The organism is Pseudarthrobacter sp. NamE2 (assembly GCF_005796205.1).
GTDB lineage: Bacteria > Actinomycetota > Actinomycetes > Actinomycetales > Micrococcaceae > Arthrobacter.
Window position 1 is genome coordinate 226,543 of sequence record NZ_VAHN01000004.1, and the last position, 22,351, is coordinate 248,893.

The 22,351-nt window shown below is 56.1% G+C and carries 20 protein-coding genes; 12 read left to right on the plus strand and 8 right to left on the minus strand.

All coding sequences use genetic code 11. From position 1 onward, the window contains the following. Positions 1–4 precede the first annotated feature (4 nt). Positions 5–1,246 carry a 1,2-phenylacetyl-CoA epoxidase subunit PaaE gene (gene paaE / locus FDW83_RS07400; RefSeq protein WP_138137029.1) on the plus strand — a complete coding sequence of 414 codons (1,242 nt, stop codon included), beginning with the start codon at positions 5–7 and terminating at the stop codon, positions 1,244–1,246. Positions 1,247–1,258: 12 nt separating this feature from the next. Further along, a complete protein-coding gene (locus tag FDW83_RS07405; protein WP_138137031.1) occupies positions 1,259–2,044 on the plus strand; it encodes an enoyl-CoA hydratase/isomerase family protein in 786 nt (261 codons plus the stop codon). Positions 2,045–2,122: 78 nt separating this feature from the next. Here FDW83_RS07405 and FDW83_RS07410 read toward each other — a convergent pair whose 3' ends face one another. Continuing rightward, positions 2,123–2,449, minus strand: a complete 327-nt coding sequence (locus FDW83_RS07410; protein WP_138137033.1) for a hypothetical protein — start codon at positions 2,447–2,449, stop codon at positions 2,123–2,125. A gap of 304 nt (positions 2,450–2,753) precedes the next feature. Between FDW83_RS07410 and FDW83_RS07415 the strand changes: the two genes are divergently transcribed. Then, entirely contained in the window at positions 2,754–3,776 is a 1,023-nt protein-coding gene (locus FDW83_RS07415) for a polysaccharide biosynthesis tyrosine autokinase (protein WP_240720887.1), read from the plus strand. Positions 3,777–4,480: 704 nt separating this feature from the next. Next, entirely contained in the window at positions 4,481–5,377 is an 897-nt protein-coding gene (gene galU / locus FDW83_RS07425; RefSeq protein ID WP_138137035.1) for a UTP--glucose-1-phosphate uridylyltransferase GalU, read from the plus strand. Positions 5,378–5,385: 8 nt separating this feature from the next. On the opposite strand, the gene FDW83_RS07430 is transcribed toward galU, so the two are convergent. The 7 genes from FDW83_RS07430 to gmd all read right to left on the minus strand — a co-directional run bounded on the left by FDW83_RS07430 (position 5,386) and on the right by gmd (position 13,449). Then, positions 5,386–5,835 (minus strand): VanZ family protein, encoded by a 450-nt coding sequence (locus tag FDW83_RS07430; protein ID WP_240720888.1) that lies wholly within the window; start codon positions 5,833–5,835, stop codon positions 5,386–5,388. 105 nt (positions 5,836–5,940) lie between these two features. Next, positions 5,941–6,567: an LPXTG cell wall anchor domain-containing protein gene (locus tag FDW83_RS07435; RefSeq protein ID WP_138137037.1), complete on the minus strand. Its 627-nt coding sequence runs from the start codon at positions 6,565–6,567 to the stop codon at positions 5,941–5,943. Positions 6,568–6,747: 180 nt separating this feature from the next. Continuing rightward, positions 6,748–8,346, minus strand: coding sequence for a DUF4012 domain-containing protein (locus FDW83_RS07440; protein WP_240720890.1), 1,599 nt, complete (start codon positions 8,344–8,346; stop codon positions 6,748–6,750). 273 nt (positions 8,347–8,619) lie between these two features. After that, positions 8,620–9,933 carry a UDP-glucose/GDP-mannose dehydrogenase family protein gene (locus tag FDW83_RS07445; RefSeq protein ID WP_138137041.1) on the minus strand — a complete coding sequence of 438 codons (1,314 nt, stop codon included), beginning with the start codon at positions 9,931–9,933 and terminating at the stop codon, positions 8,620–8,622. A gap of 55 nt (positions 9,934–9,988) precedes the next feature. Then, complete coding sequence (locus FDW83_RS07450; protein ID WP_138137042.1) at positions 9,989–11,425, minus strand: sugar transferase; 1,437 nt, start codon at positions 11,423–11,425, stop codon at positions 9,989–9,991. Positions 11,426–11,446: 21 nt separating this feature from the next. Continuing rightward, positions 11,447–12,421: a GDP-L-fucose synthase gene (locus FDW83_RS07455; protein ID WP_138137044.1), complete on the minus strand. Its 975-nt coding sequence runs from the start codon at positions 12,419–12,421 to the stop codon at positions 11,447–11,449. Next, on the minus strand, positions 12,421–13,449 hold the full coding sequence (gene gmd / locus FDW83_RS07460; protein ID WP_138137046.1) for a GDP-mannose 4,6-dehydratase: 1,029 nt from the start codon (positions 13,447–13,449) through the stop codon (positions 12,421–12,423). The genes FDW83_RS07455 and gmd overlap by 1 nt, the downstream gene beginning before the upstream one ends. A gap of 408 nt (positions 13,450–13,857) precedes the next feature. Between gmd and FDW83_RS07465 the strand changes: the two genes are divergently transcribed. The 8 genes from FDW83_RS07465 (at position 13,858) to FDW83_RS07500 (ending at position 21,855) form a co-directional block, all read left to right on the plus strand. Further along, positions 13,858–14,619, plus strand: a complete 762-nt coding sequence (locus tag FDW83_RS07465; protein WP_171027477.1) for a WecB/TagA/CpsF family glycosyltransferase — start codon at positions 13,858–13,860, stop codon at positions 14,617–14,619. Continuing rightward, the gene (locus FDW83_RS07470; RefSeq protein ID WP_171027478.1) at positions 14,616–15,752 is read left to right on the plus strand and encodes a glycosyltransferase family 4 protein; all 1,137 of its coding nucleotides are present in this window, start codon (positions 14,616–14,618) and stop codon (positions 15,750–15,752) included. The genes FDW83_RS07465 and FDW83_RS07470 overlap by 4 nt, the downstream gene beginning before the upstream one ends. A gap of 2 nt (positions 15,753–15,754) precedes the next feature. Continuing rightward, positions 15,755–16,885 carry a glycosyltransferase family 4 protein gene (locus FDW83_RS07475; RefSeq protein WP_138137052.1) on the plus strand — a complete coding sequence of 377 codons (1,131 nt, stop codon included), beginning with the start codon at positions 15,755–15,757 and terminating at the stop codon, positions 16,883–16,885. Further along, entirely contained in the window at positions 16,882–17,739 is an 858-nt protein-coding gene (locus tag FDW83_RS07480) for a glycosyltransferase family 2 protein (RefSeq protein WP_138137054.1), read from the plus strand. The genes FDW83_RS07475 and FDW83_RS07480 overlap by 4 nt, the downstream gene beginning before the upstream one ends. Further along, a complete protein-coding gene (locus FDW83_RS07485; protein WP_138137056.1) occupies positions 17,736–19,064 on the plus strand; it encodes an O-antigen ligase in 1,329 nt (442 codons plus the stop codon). The genes FDW83_RS07480 and FDW83_RS07485 overlap by 4 nt, the downstream gene beginning before the upstream one ends. A gap of 44 nt (positions 19,065–19,108) precedes the next feature. Then, positions 19,109–20,170 (plus strand): glycosyltransferase family 4 protein, encoded by a 1,062-nt coding sequence (locus tag FDW83_RS07490; protein WP_171027479.1) that lies wholly within the window; start codon positions 19,109–19,111, stop codon positions 20,168–20,170. 28 nt (positions 20,171–20,198) lie between these two features. After that, positions 20,199–20,699: a DapH/DapD/GlmU-related protein gene (locus FDW83_RS19695; protein ID WP_305014622.1), complete on the plus strand. Its 501-nt coding sequence runs from the start codon at positions 20,199–20,201 to the stop codon at positions 20,697–20,699. 91 nt (positions 20,700–20,790) lie between these two features. After that, positions 20,791–21,855 (plus strand): hypothetical protein, encoded by a 1,065-nt coding sequence (locus tag FDW83_RS07500; RefSeq protein ID WP_138137060.1) that lies wholly within the window; start codon positions 20,791–20,793, stop codon positions 21,853–21,855. The last annotated feature ends 496 nt before the right edge of the window (positions 21,856–22,351 follow it).

Genomic DNA, 22,351 nt, shown 5'->3' on the forward strand with positions numbered 1-22,351 from the left:
CCCCATGCCTGTTGTCCGCCAGACCGCCGCCGAAGAGGCGCAGGCCACCGGCCGCAGTCGTCCGTCCTTCCATACGCTCGCCGTGAAGGAGGTGCGCCGGCTGACCGAGGACGCCATCGAGGTCACCTTCCACGTGCCGGCCGAACTCGCCGGCCAGTTCGACTACCTGCCCGGCCAGTACGTGGCCCTGCGCACCAAGCTGCCGGACGAGACCGGCGAACTGCGTGAGGTGCGCCGCAGTTATTCCATCTGTGCCGAGCCGCGCAGTTTCGAGGACGGCAGCAGCGAGATCCGGGTGGCCGTGAAGAAGGACCTGGGCGGGCTGTTCTCCACATGGGCCAACGCCGAGCTGAAGGCGGGGGACACCCTGGACGTGATGAGCCCCATGGGCGCGTTCGTGTCCAGGCACGGCCGGGGCGGCAAGGCCGTGGAGCATAACCGGATGAACTCCATGAACAACCCGGACCAGCTGGCCGGGGAGGTGGCCAGCCAGGGGGAGGCGAGCTTTGTGGCTATCGCGGCGGGCAGCGGCATCACCCCGGTGATCGCGATCGCCCGCACGCTGCTGGCAAAGAACCCCGACTGCCGGTTCGACCTGATCTACGCCAACAAGGCCGCCATGGACGTGATGTTCCTGGAGGAGCTGGCGGACCTGAAGGACAAGTACCCGCAGCGGCTGGCCATCCACCACGTGCTGAGCCGCGAGCAGCGGATCGCGCCGCTGCTGAGCGGACGGATTGATGCCGAGAAGCTGCAGCAGCTGCTGGGCACCGCCATCCACGCGGACGACGTGGACGAATGGTTCCTGTGCGGGCCGTTCGAGCTGGTGCAGCTGTGCCGGGACACCCTGGCCGAGCGCGGCGTGAAGCCGGAGAACATCCGGTTCGAGCTGTTCACGTCCGGCAAGCCGGACCGGCCGGAGGGGCACGCCGGCCGTCCCGTGGTGGTGGACGAGAGCCAGGAGACGTACAAGATCACGTTCAAGCTGGACGGGCTGCAGGGCGACGTGGCCAGCCCCACGCACGCGCGCGAGTCCATCCTCAACGCCGCGCTGCGGGTCCGCCCGGACGTGCCGTTCGCGTGCGCCGGGGGAGTGTGCGGCACGTGCCGGGCCAAGGTGGTGGCCGGCAGCGTGGCCATGGACGAAAACTACGCGCTGGAGCAGGATGAGCTGGACAAGGGGTACGTGCTGACCTGCCAGAGCCACCCCACCAGCAAAGAGGTCACCGTCGACTTCGACGTCTAACAAAGGAGCCCCATGATTTCCCTCTCCATCAGCAACGGCGTCGCCGAGGTCGTCCTGGATGCCCCGCAGAAGCTGAACTCACTGGACGAGCATGCGCTGAACGAGCTGAGGCAGGCTTACGACGACGCTGCTGCCGCCGCCGAGAGCGGGAAGGTGCGGGCGCTGCTCCTGCGCGGAGAGGGCCGCGCCTTCTGCGCGGGCCGGGACATCGCCGGGGTCACCCCGGAGAGCGACGACGCCGCCGCGTACCTGGGCGGGCTGGTGGAGCCGCTGCTGAAGAAGATGGCATCGTTCCCGGCGCCGACGTTCGCGGCGGCACAGGGCGCCTGCCTGGGGGTCGGGCTGGGGCTGCTGCTGGCCACGGACGTGGTTTACGTGGCGGAGAACGCGAAGTTCGGCTCGCCGTTCGCGAAGCTTGGGGCGACGCTGGATTCGGGCGGGCACTGGTACTTCACGGAGCGGCTGGGCATGCACCGGACCCTGGACCTGATCTACACGGCAGACCTGATCTCCGGCGCCGAGGCGGTGGCGCAGGGAATGTTCAGCCGGGCCATGCCGGCGGACACGCTGCTGGACAGCACCCGGGAGATCGTGGCCAAGGTGGCTTCCGGTGCAACGGGGGCGTTTGTTTCGTCCAAGGAACTGGTGGCGCACATCCGCGACCAGCGACTGGGCCTGTGGGAAGCCATGCAGGAGGAGAACGCTGAGCAGGCGCGGCTCTGCAAGACCGAGGACTACGCCGAGGGTTTCCGGGCGTTCCAGGAGAAGCGCGAGCCGACGTTCACCGGTTTAGCGTAGCTGCTGGACGGTCCTGGCTCACCATGGGCGAAACTATCAACGCGCCCAGCCTAGCCTTGCACCGATGGCAGGCGAGGATCAGGACGGCACTGAGTCCGGGTGCGGCTCGAGATCTCCAGCGCGGTCCTCCGGCGACGTTGAAAGATCCGGCACTGTGGAGGGCTGAAACAACTCACGCAATTGGTTCCCGACCGCGTGAGCTTCCATCAAATGCAGGCTCATGTCGCCGAACCCCAGGACGCCGGCTGCGTAGTCCCTCAGATCATTTTGCAACTCAAGAATCTCCGCGTGCAGGTTCGTGTTAGTGCGCAGCCAGCTGCAATCCTGGGACGCTGCCCTCGTCAGCCCGCTCAAAACTTGAGCTGCCCGATTAATTTTGAGTGCCATCTCAGGTGTCAGTTCCATTAGCAATGCCCCCCGGCGTTCGATGCAGGCAACAATGAGGCCTAGGCCACAGTGAAGAGTAAATGAATCATAACCATTTCCGACTGGCGCCGCCTCAAGTACAAGTCGTCCCCGCCGAGGCGGCCCCGTTGCCGACGCCACGGATCCATCCACCGCGCAGCGCGTGGCCGACGCCTGGGTCATGGCCTTGTCGCCCAGGTGAAAGCTATAGAGACGGCACCTGTTGGCGGCACAAGCGAAGCTGCTGGCTCGGCAGCAACGGAGGCAGGTGCGCTGGCAGAAGTGACGGCGCCTGGCGGTCAGTATGCTTCCGCTGGGCAAGGCGGTCCTCCCCACCAGCCCCACCTCGCCCAACATCAAGCTCAACCTGGCGCTGGGTGCGCTTGTTGGCCTGGCCCTCGGCCTGGCCTACGCGGTTCTCCGCCGGTACCTGGACCGGCGCATCAGCAAGGCTTCAGAAATTGAACGGCTTTTCGGTGTCCCCGTCATCGGTACCCTTCCGGTGGACCACCGGCTCGATGACAAAAGCACAGTCCTGGACGCCGGAACTTCAGCCGCCCAGGTCCAGGAGGCCGGGGGAGCGATGGCAGAAGCGCTCCGGGAGCTGCGCACCAACTTCGGCTTCCTGGATGTGGACCAGCCGCCGCGGATCATCGTGGTGACCAGTTCGGTGCAGTCGGAAGGCAAATCCACTGTCACGGCCAACCTGGCGGTCACCATGGGGGCTGCCGGCGAGGACGTTGTGGTGGTCGACGGCGACCTCCGCCGCCCAACGCTGGTGGACGTTTTCAACCTGGTTCCGGGAGTGGGCGTCACCGATGTCCTGGCCGGCAAGGCTGAACTGGTGGACGTCCTCCAGCCATGGGGTGCGCTCCCGAACCTCTCCGTCCTCGGCTCGGGCCGCATTCCGCCGAACCCCCGTGAACTGCTTGGGTCACGGGCGATGAAGAATATGCTCTATGCGCTGGCGGAGGACCCAGTGGTGTTGATTGATGCGCCGCCGCTGCTTCCCGTCACAGACGCCGCAGTGCTTTCGCATGCCGCCGACGGAGCCGTCGTGGTGGTGCGAACCGGCAGGACTACGCAGGAGCAGCTGGACCAATCCCTGGGGAACCTAGAGAAGGTCAAGGGCAGGATCCTGGGTGCCGTGCTGAACTACGTGCCGACGAAGGGAACGGATTCCTACTCCTACTACGGAACGTACTCCTCTGTATCTGCGCTGGCGGCCGTTATCGAACCAGAGCCGCAGGACTCCGAGATTCCGGTTAGGGAAGCCGCTAAAGGCACTGTAAAAGCCGTCCTCAGCGGGCGCAGGGCGAAGTTGTAGGCGTGGGATGACGCAGCGCACCAACGCTACCCACCTCAGCGTCTCCGAGGCCGTGCTCCTGGGCCATGCGATGGTCTCTCGTCTGGCAGAGAGCCTCGGTGTGCGCGCCTTCTTCATCAAAATACCCGCCAGCGTGCTCCTCGGGCTCAGAAGCCCCAGAACGTCAACTGACGTGGACGTTCGTCCACTTCCGCTTTCCCGGCTTGGAGAATCCAGCCGACGAGTGCTTCGAGCTGATGTGGGGACTTACGGCTGACCTTGAGCTTGCGGGACAGTCGGTCCGTGTGCCGTCCAGGCCGCTCCAGCGACTGGTTCCCGGGCGGCGGTACGCCGCTTTCTGGAGGATCTCCTTCAGGAAGGCAATGCTGCCCCTGACTGGCCGCAGCCGTCCAAGGAATGGCGCAACCGAACCCTTGCAAAGGAGCCAGGAAGTGTCCGGCTCCTTGCTATTCTCCAAGCCCGCTGGCATGACAAGCCGAAAATTCTGTGGCGAGCTCTGTTCGACTCACCGAGACCTCTTGAGTGAGTGGGAACATCTACGCAGATGTACCGCTGCAGGGACATCTCCTGCTGCACAAAGCCAGATGTGCCCGATTCCTCAGCACCCTCCCTCGAATAGCCAAGGACCTGCGAACCGGTAGTTGAGCCCGTCGAAACCCCTTCTCAATTGCCTTTGGGCGCGCCTAATTTGTAAGGTTCAACCTATGACTACGGGGAGAGCTATTACCAAAGCCGTCATTCCTGCTGCCGGATTGGGAACTCGCTTCCTACCCGCCACCAAGGCAATGCCGAAGGAAATGTTGCCGGTGGTTGACCGCCCGGCAATCCAGTATGTGGTGGAGGAGGCGGTTAAGTCCGGCCTCAACGACGTCCTGATGATCACGGGCCGCAGCAAGCGCGCGCTGGAAGATCACTTCGACCGTGCGCCTGGCCTGGAGCGGGTGCTCGAGGAGAAGGGCGATAAGGATCGGCTGGAGTCGATTCAGTACGCCTCGGAACTGGGTCCTATCCACTACGTCCGGCAGGGCGAGGCCAAGGGCCTGGGCCACGCGGTCCTCTGCGCCAAGCAGCACGTGGGCAACGAGCCCTTCGCCGTCCTGCTGGGTGATGACCTGATCGATGAGGCCGAGTCCCTCCTGACCACCATGATGGAGGTGCAGCAGAAAACCGGCGGTTCAGTGATTGCACTCATTGAGGTTGATCCGTCGCAGATCAGTGCCTACGGCTGCGCAGACATAACGGCAGTTGAAGGCGAGGATTACGTCCGCGTCAATAGTCTCGTGGAAAAGCCTGCTGTCGGCGATGCACCCTCCAACCTTGCTGTTATCGGCCGGTACGTGCTGCACCCGTCGGTGTTCGGCGTCCTTGAAGAGACCGCGCCGGGCCGAGGCAACGAGATCCAACTGACTGACGCCCTGCAGACCCTGGCGGCAGGTGAAGGCGAAGGGTCTGGCGTCTACGGTGTTGTCTTCAAAGGCCGCCGCTTCGACACCGGCGACAAGCTGAGCTACCTCAAGGCCGTTATCACGCTGGCCTCCGAGCGCGTGGAGTTTGGCGAGGACCTGAAGACTTGGCTGAAGGGCTTTGTCAACGAGTCGTAGATATAGGTTCATTCAGGGGCCCGTTGCTGAAAGGCGGCGGGCCTCTGTGATTTAAGGACGTAAGTGGCTATCAAAGCCCCGATGACGGCTCCTGTCGTGTTTGTCACGAGGTCCAGCGGGCTTGCAAAGCGGTTGTGAAGAAAAAGGAGCTGACCCAGCTCCATGCAGCCTGAGATGAGCAGACCTAATGCAGCTATCTGACTCCAGCGCTTTTCCGGAAAAGCAAGGGCGCTTACTACTCCGATCGGGATAAAAAGGGCGACATTTGCAGACGCCTCCACAAACTTGTAGTCGAACCAACGCGGAATCCCGTGCCTGTGCACGAAGTCCGACATGGCTGCGAGCTGTCCTTGTACAGGTTGATCTATGGGACTCGGCCAATAGGCTACAAAAGCAATCGCAACCAGCATCGCGAATAGGATCACCTGCCAGAAGCGGTTGTTTTGTAGGAGCTTCAAGGATGGAACCTGCCGAAATAAGGTTGTCCAATAACAAACAGAGAAGGTGGGCTGCCTCCCTTCAGGGACGCAGCCCACCTTCTATGGTGTAGCTAAAAGTGAGTGCTATGCAGCGGCTTCAGCCTTGGCACGGCGGCGAACAACAACAACCGAAGTTGCACCAGCAGCCAGAGCGCCAGCGCCCACCAGAGTCCAGAGGACGAGTCCTGAGTCGGCACCGGTGTTTGCGAGACTGGATCCCGTATTTGCCAGGGGTGAGTTTCCGTTTGCATTCGCCGCCGCGTTCGGGTTGGCGTTGAGAACAGCGGGGGTAACCTGCACGGTTACGGGTCCAACCGTGACGCCAGAAGTATCACCCGTTGCTGTGATGGAGTAAGTACCGGGCTCGTTAATGGTGATGGGCAGTGAAACAACACCCTGAGCGTCAGCTGTAGCCTTAAGGGTCTGTGCTTCTGAAACGACGCTAATCCGTGCTGCTACGGAACGGCCGCCGGCTATGTTCGCGCCATTGGACGCTGGAGCCTGACCGGGAGTAACACGGATCGTCAGAGACTCACCGGCCAAAAAGCCCTGACCGCGAAACACGAAGGTTTCGCCAGGGCCAACGGTGCCATCGGAAACCGCCGCCTGCGGTGGAAGAGCAGGGTAGGTAATTGTGGTTGCCATCGAAGGAGCTGCACCGACAAGGGCGATCGAGCCAGCAAGCGCGAGTGCTGCGAGTGTTTTCTTCATGTGTCCCCCCGGAGACGTTTGAGTTTTGATGTACCCGAATTTGGGGAGTGCTCCCCTCCGCACGAGACCCAGTGCAGAACGACGGATATGTATCCCAGTAACGACCGTACCATCAGCACTTTGGTGTGAGCAATCTTAATCGAATTGGTTTACATAGTGTTAACCGGCAGACCATAAGTACTATCCGCATGCAGCATTTTTCGTGGTGAGAGTCACGTCTTTTACAGGCTGAACAGTTGGTGTGACAAGTACAGTGGGTTCCACTTGCTGAACAATCTTGCTGAAGGTGAACTCAACAGTTCTGCTTTCGCCCGGCGCTAGCTGGACTGCCAAGACACCAACGGGTCTGTTGCTGTGTCTGTGTGCAGCGAACCCCTCGCGTTCACCGTCAACCCTTGCCATTTCGACTAGTGACTGGACTGGTCCGTAGACGGTGATGTTGGTTCGAACTGATCCGGATGGTACGCCGAAACTTCCGTTACCAGTTACATACGGCGGTAATACAGTTGCTGCGTCCGCAGGGGCTGTGTTCGTGCTAGTGACAAGAACAGTGGTTTGCTCGTAACCGTCTTTTGGACATCCCTTCAACAGTTGAACTGTTCGCTTCACGTAGTAGTCCATCTTCGCGCCAGTTCCATCATTGAAGTAAACGCCGAACTGGGCAGGGGAAATACTGGGCCCACTGATAGACCCGCTCAATGCATATTCAGAAATGACCGACTGTTCGGCCTGCACTGCAGACCAAACGAGCACTCGACTCTCGGCAGCACCACGCGTCAGCCCTGCGATGATCTCTGTCGCGTGGCCCTGTCCAGCAGACAAGGCTGCGAAAATGTCTTGTGCCACGCCAGCGAAGTATGCATCTTGAATATTGGGCTGCTCGATTTTGGAGTACACGTCTGAGAGCAACGTCTTGACGACGTTGTCGCTGGTCAATTCCTTGGGCAATCCTGCGTCGACGAATGCCACTAGCTCTGGATGCGTGATCTTGACCGGGCCGGTGGCCTTTAATACGTAACTTAATGCGACGGGATCAACAGAGATAACACCATCGACTCGCACCCCGGTCTTTTTCTCCCACATGGCCCTAGCTGTACTGGCTGCCGTTGGGAAGTCGGGAGTCAGATTTACGTCTTGCATGAACTTGCCAATGCGCCCGGAGTATATCTGCTGTTGCTCTGCGTCGAATGGCACAATGGGCGACATTACGCCTACGGCTCCAGCACTGCTTTGCGCTTCAAGGGTGAGTCTGCCCTGGTCCAAGTTTAGGACAGCAAGAGCTCCGGGAATGCCGCCCGAGGCTCGGGCCTCTGCATTGTTCTGGACCATAAGTAAGTACTTCCGAGGGGCCTGTGCACCGAGCATACCGGGGGCAATATTCGACGTGTTGGCCGCGGCGTCGAGCGCGCCGGTTACATCGTTTAACTGATTCCGCGCTTGAACCAATGGACCCGCAACCTGAGGGAACAGCGCGTCGGCGTCGATCTGATTCAGTCTATCGGCGGAGAGCCTGACGGCGTGCGCAGCTGCGGAAATTCGCGGAGTCGCTGTCTCAAGTGCGGCTAGATCAGTGCCAGAACTGCTGGGAAGGAGTGCTTCCCAATCGAGGGTACCGTAAACGCTGACCAAAGGTTCGAGGCCGAGACTTACCACATCGTCAGCGGATCGGGCTACCTCCGCTATGGCAGCGAAATTGGAGCCAACGCCGGGAAGGCTTGAGGCCAAGGTCCAAAGAGGATCATTCGCGGCTTCCTTAGCTGCAGCAGTATGTGCGCGCATCTCTTCCAAGGCCTTAGCAGCTTCAGCGGGTGCGTCGTTCGTGACATTTACTCTCAGTGGCTCGACCAAGAGGACTGCTGCGTCGAGCTCGGATTTTATTACACTCCCCCTGCTTCCTAGCCAAGCCAAGCCCGCCAGGACGAGGAGTACCAGGCCTCCTAAATAGACCAATGCAAGCAGAAGGCGGGCTCTGCGACCACCCTTGCCGGAAATTGAACTTCCTTTATCCTTCGACTCGGGCTTGGCTTTCAAAAGCGCTCGATTCACTGGCATTCAGGGTCGACCCATGCCTCGATACGTCCAGCCAGCGCCACGCCACTTGGCTGCATCCAGTACGTTCCGCCCATCGAGGATTCGAGGTGAAGAAACTGATTCCCCCAAACCGTATGGGTCGAGATCCCGGTATTCTTGCCACTCTGTCAATAACAAGAGAGCATCTGCCTTAAGTACGGCAGCGGAGGTATCCACCTCGTAGTGTAGTTCTGGGAATCTACGCGCTGCGTTATCTAGCGCCTTAGGGTCAGTAACTGTGACAACCGCTCCCTGTAATTGCAATTGGGCTGCGATGCTTAGAGCGGGAGAATCGCGAACATCATCACTTTCAGGCTTGAAAGCAGCACCTAACACGGTGATTCGTTTGCCAAGCAAGGAGCCGTCGCATAACTCGCGGGCAAGCTCAACGACCCGGAACCGGCGACGCATGTTGATTGCGTCGACCTCGCGAAGAAAGGTGAGAGCCTGATCTGCTCCAAGCTCACCTGCCCGGGCCATAAAAGCTCGGATGTCCTTCGGTAGGCATCCTCCGCCGAAGCCGATCCCGGCGTTCAGGAATTTGCGCCCGATACGATCATCGAGGCCAATGGCATCGGCGAGTTGGGTGACGTCTGCTCCAGCTGCTTCACATAGTTCGGACATGGCATTTATAAAGGAAATCTTTGTTGCCAAGAACGAGTTAGCGGCAGTCTTAACTAGCTCCGCCGTCGGATGGTCTGTGATTAGGCGCGGTGTGCCTAAGGCTAGAGGTGCCGAATAAAGTTCATCGAGAATGGCTACAGCGGTATGGTCTTCAGAACCATCGCTTACTCCGTATACGAATCGGTCGGGGTTGAGCGTGTCAGCAACTGCATGCCCCTCCCGAAGGAACTCAGGGTTCCAAACTAAATGAGCAGAGGGCTGTTTGGCTTGCATCATTTCTGCAAGACGTGCGGCCGTCCCAACGGGCACGGTGGATTTTCCAACGACAACATCTCCCGGAGCAAGGTAAGGCAGAAGGCCTGTTAGGGCAGCATCTACATAGGTCAAATCTGCCCCATTTTCTCCTTTCTTCTGAGGCGTGCCGACGCAAATGAAATGCACATAACTTCCACGAGCGGCTGAAAGGTCGGTCGTGAAGGTAAGTCGCCCTGTTTGTTGGACGTCCTTTAGCAGGTCTTCTAGTCCCGGCTCGTAAAATGGAGCTCGCGAAGCTGCTAGTTCGTCAATCTTCTGCGCGTCTACATCTATGCCAACAACGTCATGACCTAGCTTCGCCATACATGCGGCATGGACAGCTCCCAGATAGCCGCAGCCAATTACAGTAATGCGCATATTGATGATTCCTTCCCCAAGGGGTCAGTTGTCCGCGTAGGAACAAGTAGCGTTCTCAGTAGGCACCAGTACTTCGAAAAACAGCACGTACGGTTCGGAGAATGATTACGAGGTCGCCAGCCAGCGACCAATTTTCCACGTAGTACAAGTCGAGCCGAACTGAGTCTTGCCAAGATAGATTTGAGCGTCCGCTAACTTGCCACAGTCCAGTAAGCCCAGGTTTAACCAGCAGCCGGCGTCTGACGTCATTCTCATATGACTCAACTTCCTCCGGCAAGGGCGGGCGTGGGCCGACCAAACTCATTGATCCGCTAAGCACATTGAGCAATTGCGGCAGCTCGTCTACGCTGAAACGTCGAAGGATTCTGCCGAGCCGCGTAACACGGGGGTCATTCTTCATTTTGAACAATGGACCGCTGCCTTCATTCTGCTGCTCCAGATCAGTTCGGCGACGCTCCGCCTCAACCACCATCGAGCGGAACTTGAGCATAAAAAAGTGCTTCCCCTCAATCCCAACTCGCTCTTGGCGAAACAGGACAGGACCTGGACTGTCCAGCCTGATAAGTACTGCGACAAGAATCATGACTGGCAGTGCCGCTATCAAAAGAAGTCCTGCTGCGGCGACGTCAAACAATCGTTTAGCGACTCGTTGTCCGCCCTCTAGCGTGGGTGTTGTTACGTGTATCAGGGGCAAACCGGCAACCGGCTGAGTGTGTATGCGAGGCCCGGCGATGTCAGTAAGCGCGGGTGCCATTATTAGGCCGATGTTTCGGGCCGCCAGCTCCCAACCCAAATGTCGGAGCGTCTGCGGATGCAGTTGAACTCCAGCCGATACGGCCACTGCATCCGCACCGCATGCTTCCAATGCATCGACTATGGAGCGGGGATCGGGTGTATGACCCACGATCGTCAATCCCGAGTGGGGCTCAACCCCACTGCCCGCTTCATGACCCGGAATGTATGCGGCAATTGGTAAGTAGCCCGCGTGCCTAGCCCCATGCAGGGACGCTGCAAGATGGGCGACAGCGCCGGGACCTCCAAGCAATAGCAGCTTTGACAAACTCCGGCCCTGACCGCGCCTAATACTTAGGTGCTGCCTGATCAGCCATCTTCCAAGCAATAGGCCAAGTAGCCCGACTGGCAGAGCTAACCCAACATAGCCACGTGCAGTCTCGATCCTGAAGACATAGGAAACAATGGCAACGATTCCAAATAACCAGAGGGAAGCGGCTGCGACCCGCTTGTACTCATCTGGACCGGATCCAAGAATGCGACTTTGTCTACTGTTCCACGCTTCTAGCATGACCCACCAAGCCGCAGCTAGTACCACGGATAGCCAAACATATGGCACATCCTGGCCCGAAGTACTTGACCCGGTATCGGTACCGAAACGGATAATGAATGCTCCGACGACCGCCCAAATTATAACGAAGGCATCAACAATGCGTAACCGACGTGCTGAGCGCCGCCGCCAGTCAGCGTTCTCACTCACCCAGCCACCCCAAAAAACGACCTAGGTACGAATAGATAGAGAATGTTGTCTGTACCATTCGACCGTATCCATAATTCCTTCTTCGAGTCCTATTGAGGCGGACCAGCCAGCATTATTCAGTTTCGAAACATCGAGCAGTTTTCTGGGGGTACCGTCGGGCTTGCTGCTGTCCCATTCGATTTCACCTTCATATCCGACCGCTGATGCGACAATGGAGGCAAGCTCGCGAATGGTTATGTCCTTGCCAGTCCCCACATTCACTTGCGAGGTGCCGTCATAGTGCTCCAACAGATAAAGGCAGGCGGAAGCCATATCGTCCACATGAAGAAATTCCCGCCGAGGTGATCCAGTCCCCCAGTTGGTGACGACATTTGCACCCACTTTTGCTGCCTCGTCATAGCGTCTTATAAGAGCAGGCAGGACGTGAGAGCCGGTCGCGGAGAAATTGTCACCAGGACCGTAAAGATTTGTTGGCATGGCCGAAATCCAAGGTACGCCGTACTGTCTACGAATGGCCTGAATCTGCATGATTCCTGCAATTTTGGCAATGGCGTATGCATCATTTGTCGGCTCTAGGTGCCCAGTCAGCAGTGAGTCTTCACGAATAGGCTGCTCAGCATATTTGGGATAGATGCAGGACGATCCTAAGAACAGGAGTCTTTCGACACCATGCTTTAATGCTGCATCCAAAACGTTCACCTGGATCCTCAGATTGTCGCTCAGGAAGTCCACAGGATACGTGTTGTTCGCGAGGATGCCTCCAACCTTCGCGGCGGCGAGGATGACATAACGGGGCTTCGTCTCGGCAAAAAAAGCGAAAACCGCATCGCGGTCTTTGAGATCGAGTTCGGATGAAGCGCGTCCGACCAATGACTCGAAACCTTCAGCTTCCAATTTCCGCCAGATAGCAGATCCGACAAGGCCTCGATGACCTGCTACGTAGAAGGTTGAGGCGCGATCAAGCGGACCCGGTTTGAACGTGCCGTCCTCAGGCACTACCGGTTCCAGCTTTCGAGTTCGACTTTGTCGATCCAATGATTCCCTGCGTTCTTTAGGGCCTCTATATCGGCGTCTACCATGATGCGGGCCAACTCGGGGGTGTGAACAGAAGCTTTCCACCCCAATTTTTCCTGAGCCTTGGAAGCGTCTCCTACAAGAGCGTCGACTTCGGTTGGACGCAGGTATCGCTCGTCAAACCGAACGTGGTCCTGCCAGTTGAGGCCAGCGTGCTCAAATGAGATCTGAAGAAAATCACGAACCGTGTAATTTCCTCCGGTTGCAAGCACAAAATCATCGGGCTCGTCAGCCTGGAGCATTCGCCACATACCCTCGACGTATTCAGCGGCGTAGCCCCAGTCACGCACCGCGTCTAGGTTTCCCATATACAGAAAATCTTGTTTCCCTGCTTTGATGGCAGCGACTGCTCGAGTGATCTTGCGTGTGACAAAAGTTTCACCCCTTCGGGGAGACTCGTGATTAAAAAGTATCCCGTTGACGGCGAACATACCGTAGGCCTCTCGGTAGTTCTTCGTTATCCAGTAGCTGTAAACCTTAGCGGCCCCATAGGGTGATCTCGGGTAGAACGGAGTTTCCTCATTTTGAGGAGGAGGCGTCGCGCCAAACATTTCAGAAGACGATGCTTGGTAGAACCGGGTTTCGATCCCGGACATGCGAACTGCTTCAAGAAGGCGAATGGTCCCTACACCAGTTGTGTCGCCGGTGTGTTCAGGCTCATCAAATGAGACTCGAACGTGTGACTGGGCAGCGAGGTTATATACCTCGTCTGGCTTAATCTCCATCAGGAGTGTCACGAGTCGTGCTCCGTCACTGAGATCTCCATAGTGGAGGAAAAGCTTGGCCGTCGGGTCGTGCGGATCAACATACAGATGGTCAACCCTTGATGTGTTGAACGTCGAGGCTCTGCGGATTAGACCGTGAACCTCATAGCCCTTCTTTAGTAGCAGTTCCGCCAGGTAGGAACCGTCCTGGCCTGTGATTCCAGTGATCAGTGCGCGCTTTGTCATAATGCCCCCAACGGTACAAGTGAGATAAGAAAACAAACGGACCCTGCGTGGTTAACACGCTATTCCGCACAGAATACGAGGTCATCATAGTGCCCTCACGAGTGCTCGATCGAACGGGTGCCGTCGGGTTACCTCCTCTTCAGGAGTGTCTTCCGCAAGGAACCTCGTCCCACTGCACTAAGCCATTGAGGGGTCGGCATGAAGCAGTGGTGAATCCTGTATCATCGCAGAGGTCAGTCCATCGTCGGGTTGTACCTGCCGTATAGCAACTTGATCGGCCAGTAGTCGGGGTTCAATATGCATTCGGCACAGAATGAACTAAACGATGGGGGCCGACTGATGACTCAGAATTCCACTGCAGAAAATTCAGCGAGCCACCATAAGGTACCCACGGAGGCTACCCAAGGAGTGGGACCCATCGAGTTCACTGTCAGCAATCGATACGATGCTGCAGTCATGATGGTAAGGCTTGCCCAGGAACGGGTTGGGCGGCACGTTCACCTTGCTAATGCGTATACAGTTGCTCTGGCCGACAAGTCGGCGAAGTACCGCGAGGTGCTTCGCGCGCCGGCTGTCAATTTCCCAGATGGCAAGCCTATAGCTTGGGTCTCGGCCATGAGTCGCCAATCACCGCGTTTAACGCAGGTCCGCGGTCCGCAACTTTTCCTGGACACCTTCGATGCTGGTCGTACTGCCGGATTGAAGCATTTCCTTTTGGGATCAACACCAGAGGTCCTCACGGCTCTTGAAAGTAATCTCAAAGCCAAGTTTCCCAACATCCTAATCGTAGGAACAGAGAGCCCGCCTTTTCGTCCACTCGTCGCCAAAGAAATTGATGAACAGGACAAACGTATCCAGGAAACTGGCGCGCATATAGTTTGGGTTGGTCTGGGCACACCTAAGCAAGATTTTGAAGCGGAACGGTTGGCGCGAAAACTACCGGTTCTGGCCGTGGCGATTGGTGCTGCTTTCGACTTCGCTGCAGGAACGGTTCGTGAGGCTCCTGCTTGGATGACCCGGTGCGGTCTCGAATGGGTTTTCCGTTTGTGCTGCGAGCCGCGCAGGCTGTGGAAGCGATACCTCTTTGGCAACGCAAGGTTTCTTGCGTCTACCCTTCGCTGGTCAAGAGCTCGAAGGATGCGCGAACCACAAGGCGGTCAACGACAGTGAAAGTAGCTTTGGTGCACAGCTACTACTCAAGCCGCCAACCAAGCGGTGAAAATGTCGTTGTGGATGCTCAGGCAGCTGCCCTCCGCGCCCATGGAGTGGACGTCCGCGTTGTAGCAGCCAGAACTGATGATTTGGAAAAACGTACCGGATACAAACTAGCCTCCGCCGTCAACGTGTCGTTGGGACGTGGGTTGTCGCCAATCGAAGAGTTGCAAAGATTTGGACCCGACGTCGTTCACGTCCATAATCTTTTCCCAAACTGGGGGACTAGTTGGCTAACAGATTGGCGTGGACCGATGGTAACTACAGTCCACAATTTTCGTCCTGTCTGCGCCGCTGGAACTTTATTTCTGGACGGCAAAGTCTGTACTCGTTGCCCTGACAGCTCTTCATTGAAAGCTGTGACCAATGCCTGCTATCGCGAATCTAAGATTGCCAGCGTGCCCCTTGCGATCCGAAACCGGAAGGGCGTGGCCGGTGATCGGCTACTTTCTCGCGCGGACCGTGTCATCCTCTTATCCCCTCGCGCGCAACACATGTATCACAGCTTTGGGCTGCCACCCGATAAAACCGAGATAATCCCTAATTTTGTCTCAGATTCCGGCTTTCAACCGTGGATGCAACCCGGTGTCGATTGGGTTTATGTTGGCCGGCTAACTGCCGAAAAGGGAATCACGAAACTGCTGCGGCATTGGCCTGATAATGTGAATCTCCGAGTTTATGGCGATGGACCGTTGCGACAAGAGGTCGAGGCACTCAGTCGGTCTAACGTCCGATACTTGGGGCAGATTTCTCACAATGAGGTCCCAAGAGTTCTTGCGGAATCTCGTGGGCTGGTCTTTCCAAGCGAATGGGCTGAAGGTTTGCCGATGATTTACGCCGAAGCGTTAGCTAGTGGCCGACTGGTCGTGGCGAAGAGTGGAAATAGCGCAGCTGATGACATTTCACTTCATAACGTCGGGCAGGTGTTCCACTCCTGGAATGACATTGGTGCCGCTCTTGAACACGTGTGCAATCGCGAAGCTGAAATCGGCCTCAGGGCTCGAGCGCACTTCGAAAGCTCGTATAGCCGTCATATCTGGCTTGCAAAAACAATGGACCTTTACCGATCCGTTTCAAGTATGAGGATTTGATTATGGCGAAAGTGGTGATTCTCCAAGAATATGTACCCCAGTACCGCGTACCTTTTTTTGAGAGTCTTCACCGTGAGGCGAAAACTCACGGTATCGATGTAAGGGTTGCTTACGGATCAGCAGGAGCGAACCAGGCTACCCGTAAAGATGCTGGCGAAATTTCCTGCGGCACCCCGATTGCTCAGAAAGAATGGAACTTTGCCGGTCGCCGGCTAGTAGTTCGAGACACCTCTGCGGCCACAGCCGGTGCTGACTTGATTATATTGGAGCAGGCAAGGCGGAATTTGGATGCGTACAAGCTCTTGACTGTGAAGTCATCCGGTCGGCCTATCGTTGCCCTGTGGGGACACGGCAGGGACTATACGCAGCGTACCTCTGGCATTGATCGAGCCCTTTCGCGGTGGTTGACGTCCCGAGCTGACTGGTTCTTTGCGTACACCAACGGAGGATTAGCGTCAGTTGTAGCGGATAAATTTCCTAGCAATAAAGTCACCGTTGTTCAGAACTCTATCGACACGTCGTCGCTGCGAGCCAGTGTTAAAAGCGTAAGCAAAAAGTCCCTTTCAGACTTTTCCGAGCGTCTTGGCCTCAAGGGCAAGACTGCGCTTTTCATCGGTGGTCTGGACTCCTCGAAGAGACTCGAATTCCTGATTGCAGCGGCACAGGTTGCCCAAGTTTTGGACGCTGACTTTCGATTGCTTATTGCAGGCTCAGGGCCAGCACGTCTTCAGGTTGAGGAATGGAGTCAGCGCTTTCCCTGGATAACGTATTTAGGAGGGGTGTCTGGCTATGAGAAAGCCCAGGCGATGGCTGCGTCTCAAATATTGGCGATGCCAGGGAGAGTAGGCTTGGTTGCGGTGGATAGTTTCGCCGCTGAACTTCCTATTGTCACGACAGACTGGCCCCTACACGCACCCGAATTCGAGTATCTCACCAACGGCAAAAATGCCATTGTCACTTCAGACGATGAGTCAACTTACGCAGCCACGATGATCGAAGCCATGAGCAACTCGCAGATGTTGACAGCCTTAAAGGCAGGTGCTTCTCGTGATGCGGAGACTTACACACTTCAGTCGATGGTTTCACGATTCTTCGCAGGAATAGTAAGTGCTTTGGCGGTGAGGAATTCGTGAAGTTGCATATGATAATGGCTTGCCACAATCGCCGTGAGATGACAGTGGAATGCATCCGAAAGGCGCACAACGCCATCTCACTTTCTGGTGCTGATGCTTCCTTCACCGTCTATGACGACGGATCAACCGATGGTACATATGAGGCATTGGTGGCCCTGGGCCTACCCATTCAAATTCTTCGTGGCGACGGGTCAGCCTTTTGGGCTCGGGGCATGGCCATAGCCGAGGATACAGTCTTAAAACAGTCGGCTGGCGAGCCCGATGAATTCATAGTTTGGTTGAACGATGACGTCGTTCTTGACGAAAACGCCTTCAGTTCCTTGTCCAAGACATTGGAATCTTTTCCAGGTTCCGTTGTGGTTGGCGCGATGCGTGACCCGATCGACGGAAGCATTACGTATTCAGGGATGCGTAGAGCAGGGCTTCACCCTTTGAGGTTTGACTTGGTCATTCCAACTCAAGAAGCACAGTGTGTCGAAGTTTTCAATGGAAATCTCGTAGTTGTCCCTGTTGCGGTGGCGAAAGCCCTTGGTGGCATCGACGGTGGCTTTTCACATGCGTTAGCGGACATTGATTATGGCCTTCGTTGTAGCCGAAGCAACATACCGGTTATCCTAGGTCCTTCGTCTTATGGCGCCTGTAGCCGCAATAAGCCTTCTCTTTCGCGCGGTCTCAGCAAGGATTGGGCTGACTTTTTGGGCCCAAAAGGTGGTGGTAATTATGCGTCCTTGCGCCGTATTTTGCAAAAGAGTCACCACATCACTTGGCCATTCATAATCGTAGTGACCTATGGGGTGTGGTGGGTTCGACAACTGTCGGGATTCCGACGACGACGAAAGATCATGATTGGATGACCAGCATCTGGATGGTCTTCCTTGCAACGGCGGCGATTACAGCCTTCGTTCTGTTTACAGCCGTATTGAAACGCTGGCCCTCGGTTGGCGCCTTTTCGGTTACTCTCAACCTTGTCGTCGCTTGGGAGATCCCTAATCCGCCTGCTTTAGCCAACATCGGCGGCACCAGCGTTTACTACCTGGATGTCTTGTCCGTAGCGGCACTTGCGATAGCGCTGCTGCAGTCCTCTTCATTAGCTCAAAACTTAAGATCTGCCTTTTGGCCGTGGATTGGACTTGGCTTCTTACTGCTAGTTTCCCTGACTACAGGACTTTTGGAGAACGACTTCGGCAAGACTGTCAATGAATTCAGGTCATTCTTTCATCCCTATGCAACAACGACTTGGGCGATGTCACTCGCTTGGAATCGTGCAGCGGCGGAGAGTCTCATCAGGAAGCTGACTATGACACTCGGCTGGTTCCTCACAGTCGTAGCTGGTTATCACTTAGCCCGCTACGGTCTAGGATCAGCTTCGGGATTCGTTGATGCTGCAAGTGGTATCGAACAAACCACGCGACCACTTGTTTCTAGCCAGGCCTTGATAGTGCTGCTTTGCTCGGTTCTGTGCTTTTGGTATTGGAGGCAAAGCCGGCGCAGAATCTGGTTTATAAGTGCGCTAATCTTTCTGCTGGTAGTCGTGGTGAGCCAGCAACGAACAGTGTGGGCCGTTGGGCTTGCCTCCGTGGCTGTAATCTTTCTCTTCGCTCGAGCAGGCACTAAGGGAATTATCGCTCTGTTCGTGTTCCTCTCGGCCTGGGCCGTCGGGATTTTGTTGACAGGGCAGTTTATCCCGCAAGTCCTTGCAGAACTTAGCAATTCGGCCACTGATTCTGGAACTTATGATGCCAGGGTTAGAAGCTGGACAAACCTCATCAATCAATCTATCAGTAGCGGGCTGTCAAATATCCTGTTCGGCCAGGCGATGGGTGTCGGGTTCGGTAGATTCGAGGGCGCAGGGCGATGGGTTGAGTTTGCACCGCACAACTGGTATGTGACTTTATACCTTCGTATAGGGATCATAGGTCTATCAATGATGGCCGTGTTCCTTCTCGTCGTTCTAGCGAGGCTTTTGCGATACAGGGAGAATATGGCCGCTCTAGCAGTTGTATCGGCCGTGATCGTGTATGGATGGAGCTATTCGTGGCCCTGGTACATCAGTCTATTTTTCGCTTGGGCGGTCTCGGCAATTCGAACTCCTCAGCTTGACGAGGTACCTATGATCATGCCTAAAAGGCATCTAGAATTTGGTATGTCCTTCACAAAAGAGAAGAGGCCTAATCATTGAGCATACACGTTTTGCATATCATGGGTCCGCTAAGACCAAGCGGAATGGAAAAGATGCTCGTCACCGCCGCCGGCTATTTCTTACGCGAAGGTGTCACTTCCACAATACTTGGACAGGGCGACAACCACCCATTTGCATCGGATCTTCGCAACGCTGGCTACGATGTTAGGACCTTTCCCTTTCGAGTAGGTTCAAAGGCGGGAGTACGTGAACTAAGAAGTTTAGTCAGGGAACTTGGTGTGGATGTGATCCACGTTCACACTGAAGGCGACTACCTCCGTACCGCCTTTGCCTGTTGGAGAGCCATGGGCCGAAGTAGGGCGCTGATCCGTACAATTCACAACGTTTTCCAAGCTACTGGAAGATGGCGAATTACGCGACTTATCCAGGCGCAGATCGCTGACCGTATGATGCATGTTCTTGTGGCGCCCTCACCCGAAGTTTCTGCTAATGAGAAAAAGCTTTTTCGCCGCGTTGAGACGATATACAACTGGGTCGATGATGCCTTTTTTCAGATTCGCGATCGCCGGTCGGAACTAATGAATGGACGCAAGGTAGATGCAGTTGCGGTTATTGTGGGAAATTGCTCAGAGATAAAGCAGCATGAATTAGCGTTACATGCATTGGCTGGGACGCAGCACAAACTGATTCACTTGGGAAATGAGAGTAACGCCAGCGAAGAAGAGCTGAGACTTCTGCAAGTTTTTGATCACGAGGACCGTTTGACTTGCAGGGGGGTCGAGTCGCCAACCGATGCTCTCCTCTTGGGCTCATACTTCATGATGCCAAGCCGACATGAAGGGATGGGCGTGGCGTTGGCTGAAGCGCTGGTTGTGGGTCTACCTTGCCTTGTGAATGACGTGCCCGGCCTTCGTTGGGCACGATCGATTGAAGGTGTTGAAATGGTTGCGGACGACCAGGATGCATGGTTCACCGCCGTTCGCGCAGTGCCTCGCGATTACCAGAGACGAACCAATCTGAACATTGACTTTTCCGCATCCAGGGGCAGTCACGAGTACGCCGTAATTTATAGAGAGGTGGCGGCTCAACGACGTTCGCGCCTTGGAGACAGGTCAAAGGAGAAGTTCGGTGCTGCGATGGATTAGGTACAGGCGCAGATTACGTGCCACGTCGATGGACAACGTTGAAGTTGGTGCAGGCTTTAGAGCCGGCCCGAACACAATCATGTGGGCACCAAGGAACCTCACTGTTGGTAGAGATGTTCACCTCGGATCTAACGTGCGGATAGAAGTTGATGGGACAATTGGCGACTCGGTCCTGGTTGCCAACTCCGCTGGAATAGTTGGTCGAAATGACCATGCAACGTCCGAAGTAGGCGTGCCAATCACCGAAACTGCCTGGGTGGGCCGAGCCCCTGACCGTTTGAGTCATCCCGTCGTCATTGGTTCTGATGTATGGATCGGCTATGGGGCCATCGTGCTTTCAGGCGTGTCGATTGGAGATAGTACAGTTATCGGTGCGGGCGCAGTAGTAACGCGCGATATTCCCGCCAATTCGATCGCAGTCGGCAGTCCCGCCCGTGTTATCGGCCACCGCTTCGACGCAGATTCTTTTGAAACCCACTGGGCTCTGCTTACAAAGTTGGGATATCGGCGGAGTTTTGAACGTTCCTAATATCTCCGTCTTTCGCTCCTGCAAGTTTGTCTGACTATTGATGTTTCAGTGAGAGGTCTTTCTGGGGATGGTTAGCATCAGAATCCTATATGTGCCCAACGAGGCTGGCGATTTTCGACAGCTTGGTTTCCGCCGTCCGTTGGCTAACTTAGTCAAGGCAGGACTTATTGCGGAGGCGGATGTTTTCAGCCTGCAATGGCGTATCCGGAACGGAGGAGACGCCGAGGAACATCGGCAGGATCTCATTAGCCGAATCCGGAGCTTCCGACCAAATGTCGTTCTGATGCAACATCTAGGGACCACCGGTCTCAGGCACAAGCACTTTCACGCGATGCGGAAAGCTGCAGAATTTGAGTTTATCTATCACGAGGCCGACCCCTATAGCCGTTTCAAACATCCCTTGCCCGTATCGGCGCAAGCAGCCGGAAGGGCTGCTAATGTAACTTTCACGGTCGGCTCAGGCGTATTCGCCGATAACTTCCGCCGAGCAGGTTGCGCCGATGTTAGGTGGGCCCCGCACGTCTTTGAACCCGACCGTTATGAATATATGCCAGTGTCAAATGATCTCGTACGCGAGCACGATATTGTGGTTGTGGCGAATCGCAACTCTCCGCGTTTCAGAGGACACCCTAACTGGCGTGATCGCATAAAGTTTGTCGACCTGCTGCAGGATCGCTTCGGTGATCGGCTAGCAATTTATGGTCGTGGTTGGACCGGCGTAGGCGCCATGGGACCAGTGGAATTCTCAAAACAGCACGAGGTTATCCGTTCCGCCTGGGTAAGTGCTAACTGGGACCACTATGCGAAGGAGCCCAACTACTTCTCGAATCGCCTGCCTATTTCGCTTGCCTCGGGATCGATTCACGCAACTACATGGCACCCCGGTTATGATCGTTTGTTCCCCGGATCGACAAAGGCATTTCTAATCCATAATCGGTCGGGCCGCGGCTTGGTTGATGACATTCATCAGTATCTTTCCAAAACTTCCCCATATCAGCGCATTGAAGCAGGAATAAGCGCCCAGAAGTTCGCGTACCATGACTTTCGCCAGGATGACCAACTTGTGAAATTTCTTAATTACCGGTCTATACGCGTAGATCCTCGCGCAGCTTCTGAAGCTTGGGATCTCGAGGACGGTTCACTGACTGCCGTTTGAGGGTTGGGTCGTGTACGCCATAGCGGGTATGTAACAGACTGAGTATTTATTGCACCCGTGAGCCAGATATCTTGACTAAGTAATTTTATAGGAAATCTATTGCAAATAAGACCTTTTAGCACCGTGCCACTCCGAGCATCACTGCATTATGCACGCTACCGTAATGCTCGCGACCAGCGGAATCTTGCCGTGCTGGAGAGGAAGTTTGGACCTTGGGCAACAACCTCGGCCGACTTGTCTCTTGGAACAGCAGCCGCGAGAATTCACCCTTATCCTGGCTTAGGACATCAATTGGCTGGGTGGATATCGGGTTACTTATGGGCACGGGATTTGGGCCTTCAATATACGGGTGGATTGCTAACACGCGACCCAGATGGATTGTTTGAGTTTGTGACGGGTTCCACAGTCACTGGGGGGACACACGTACGACTCACTTCTGTACTCGACGAGCGCGACCCGCGGAGCGCTACGGTCCTTCGTGGCCAAGTACATAAAG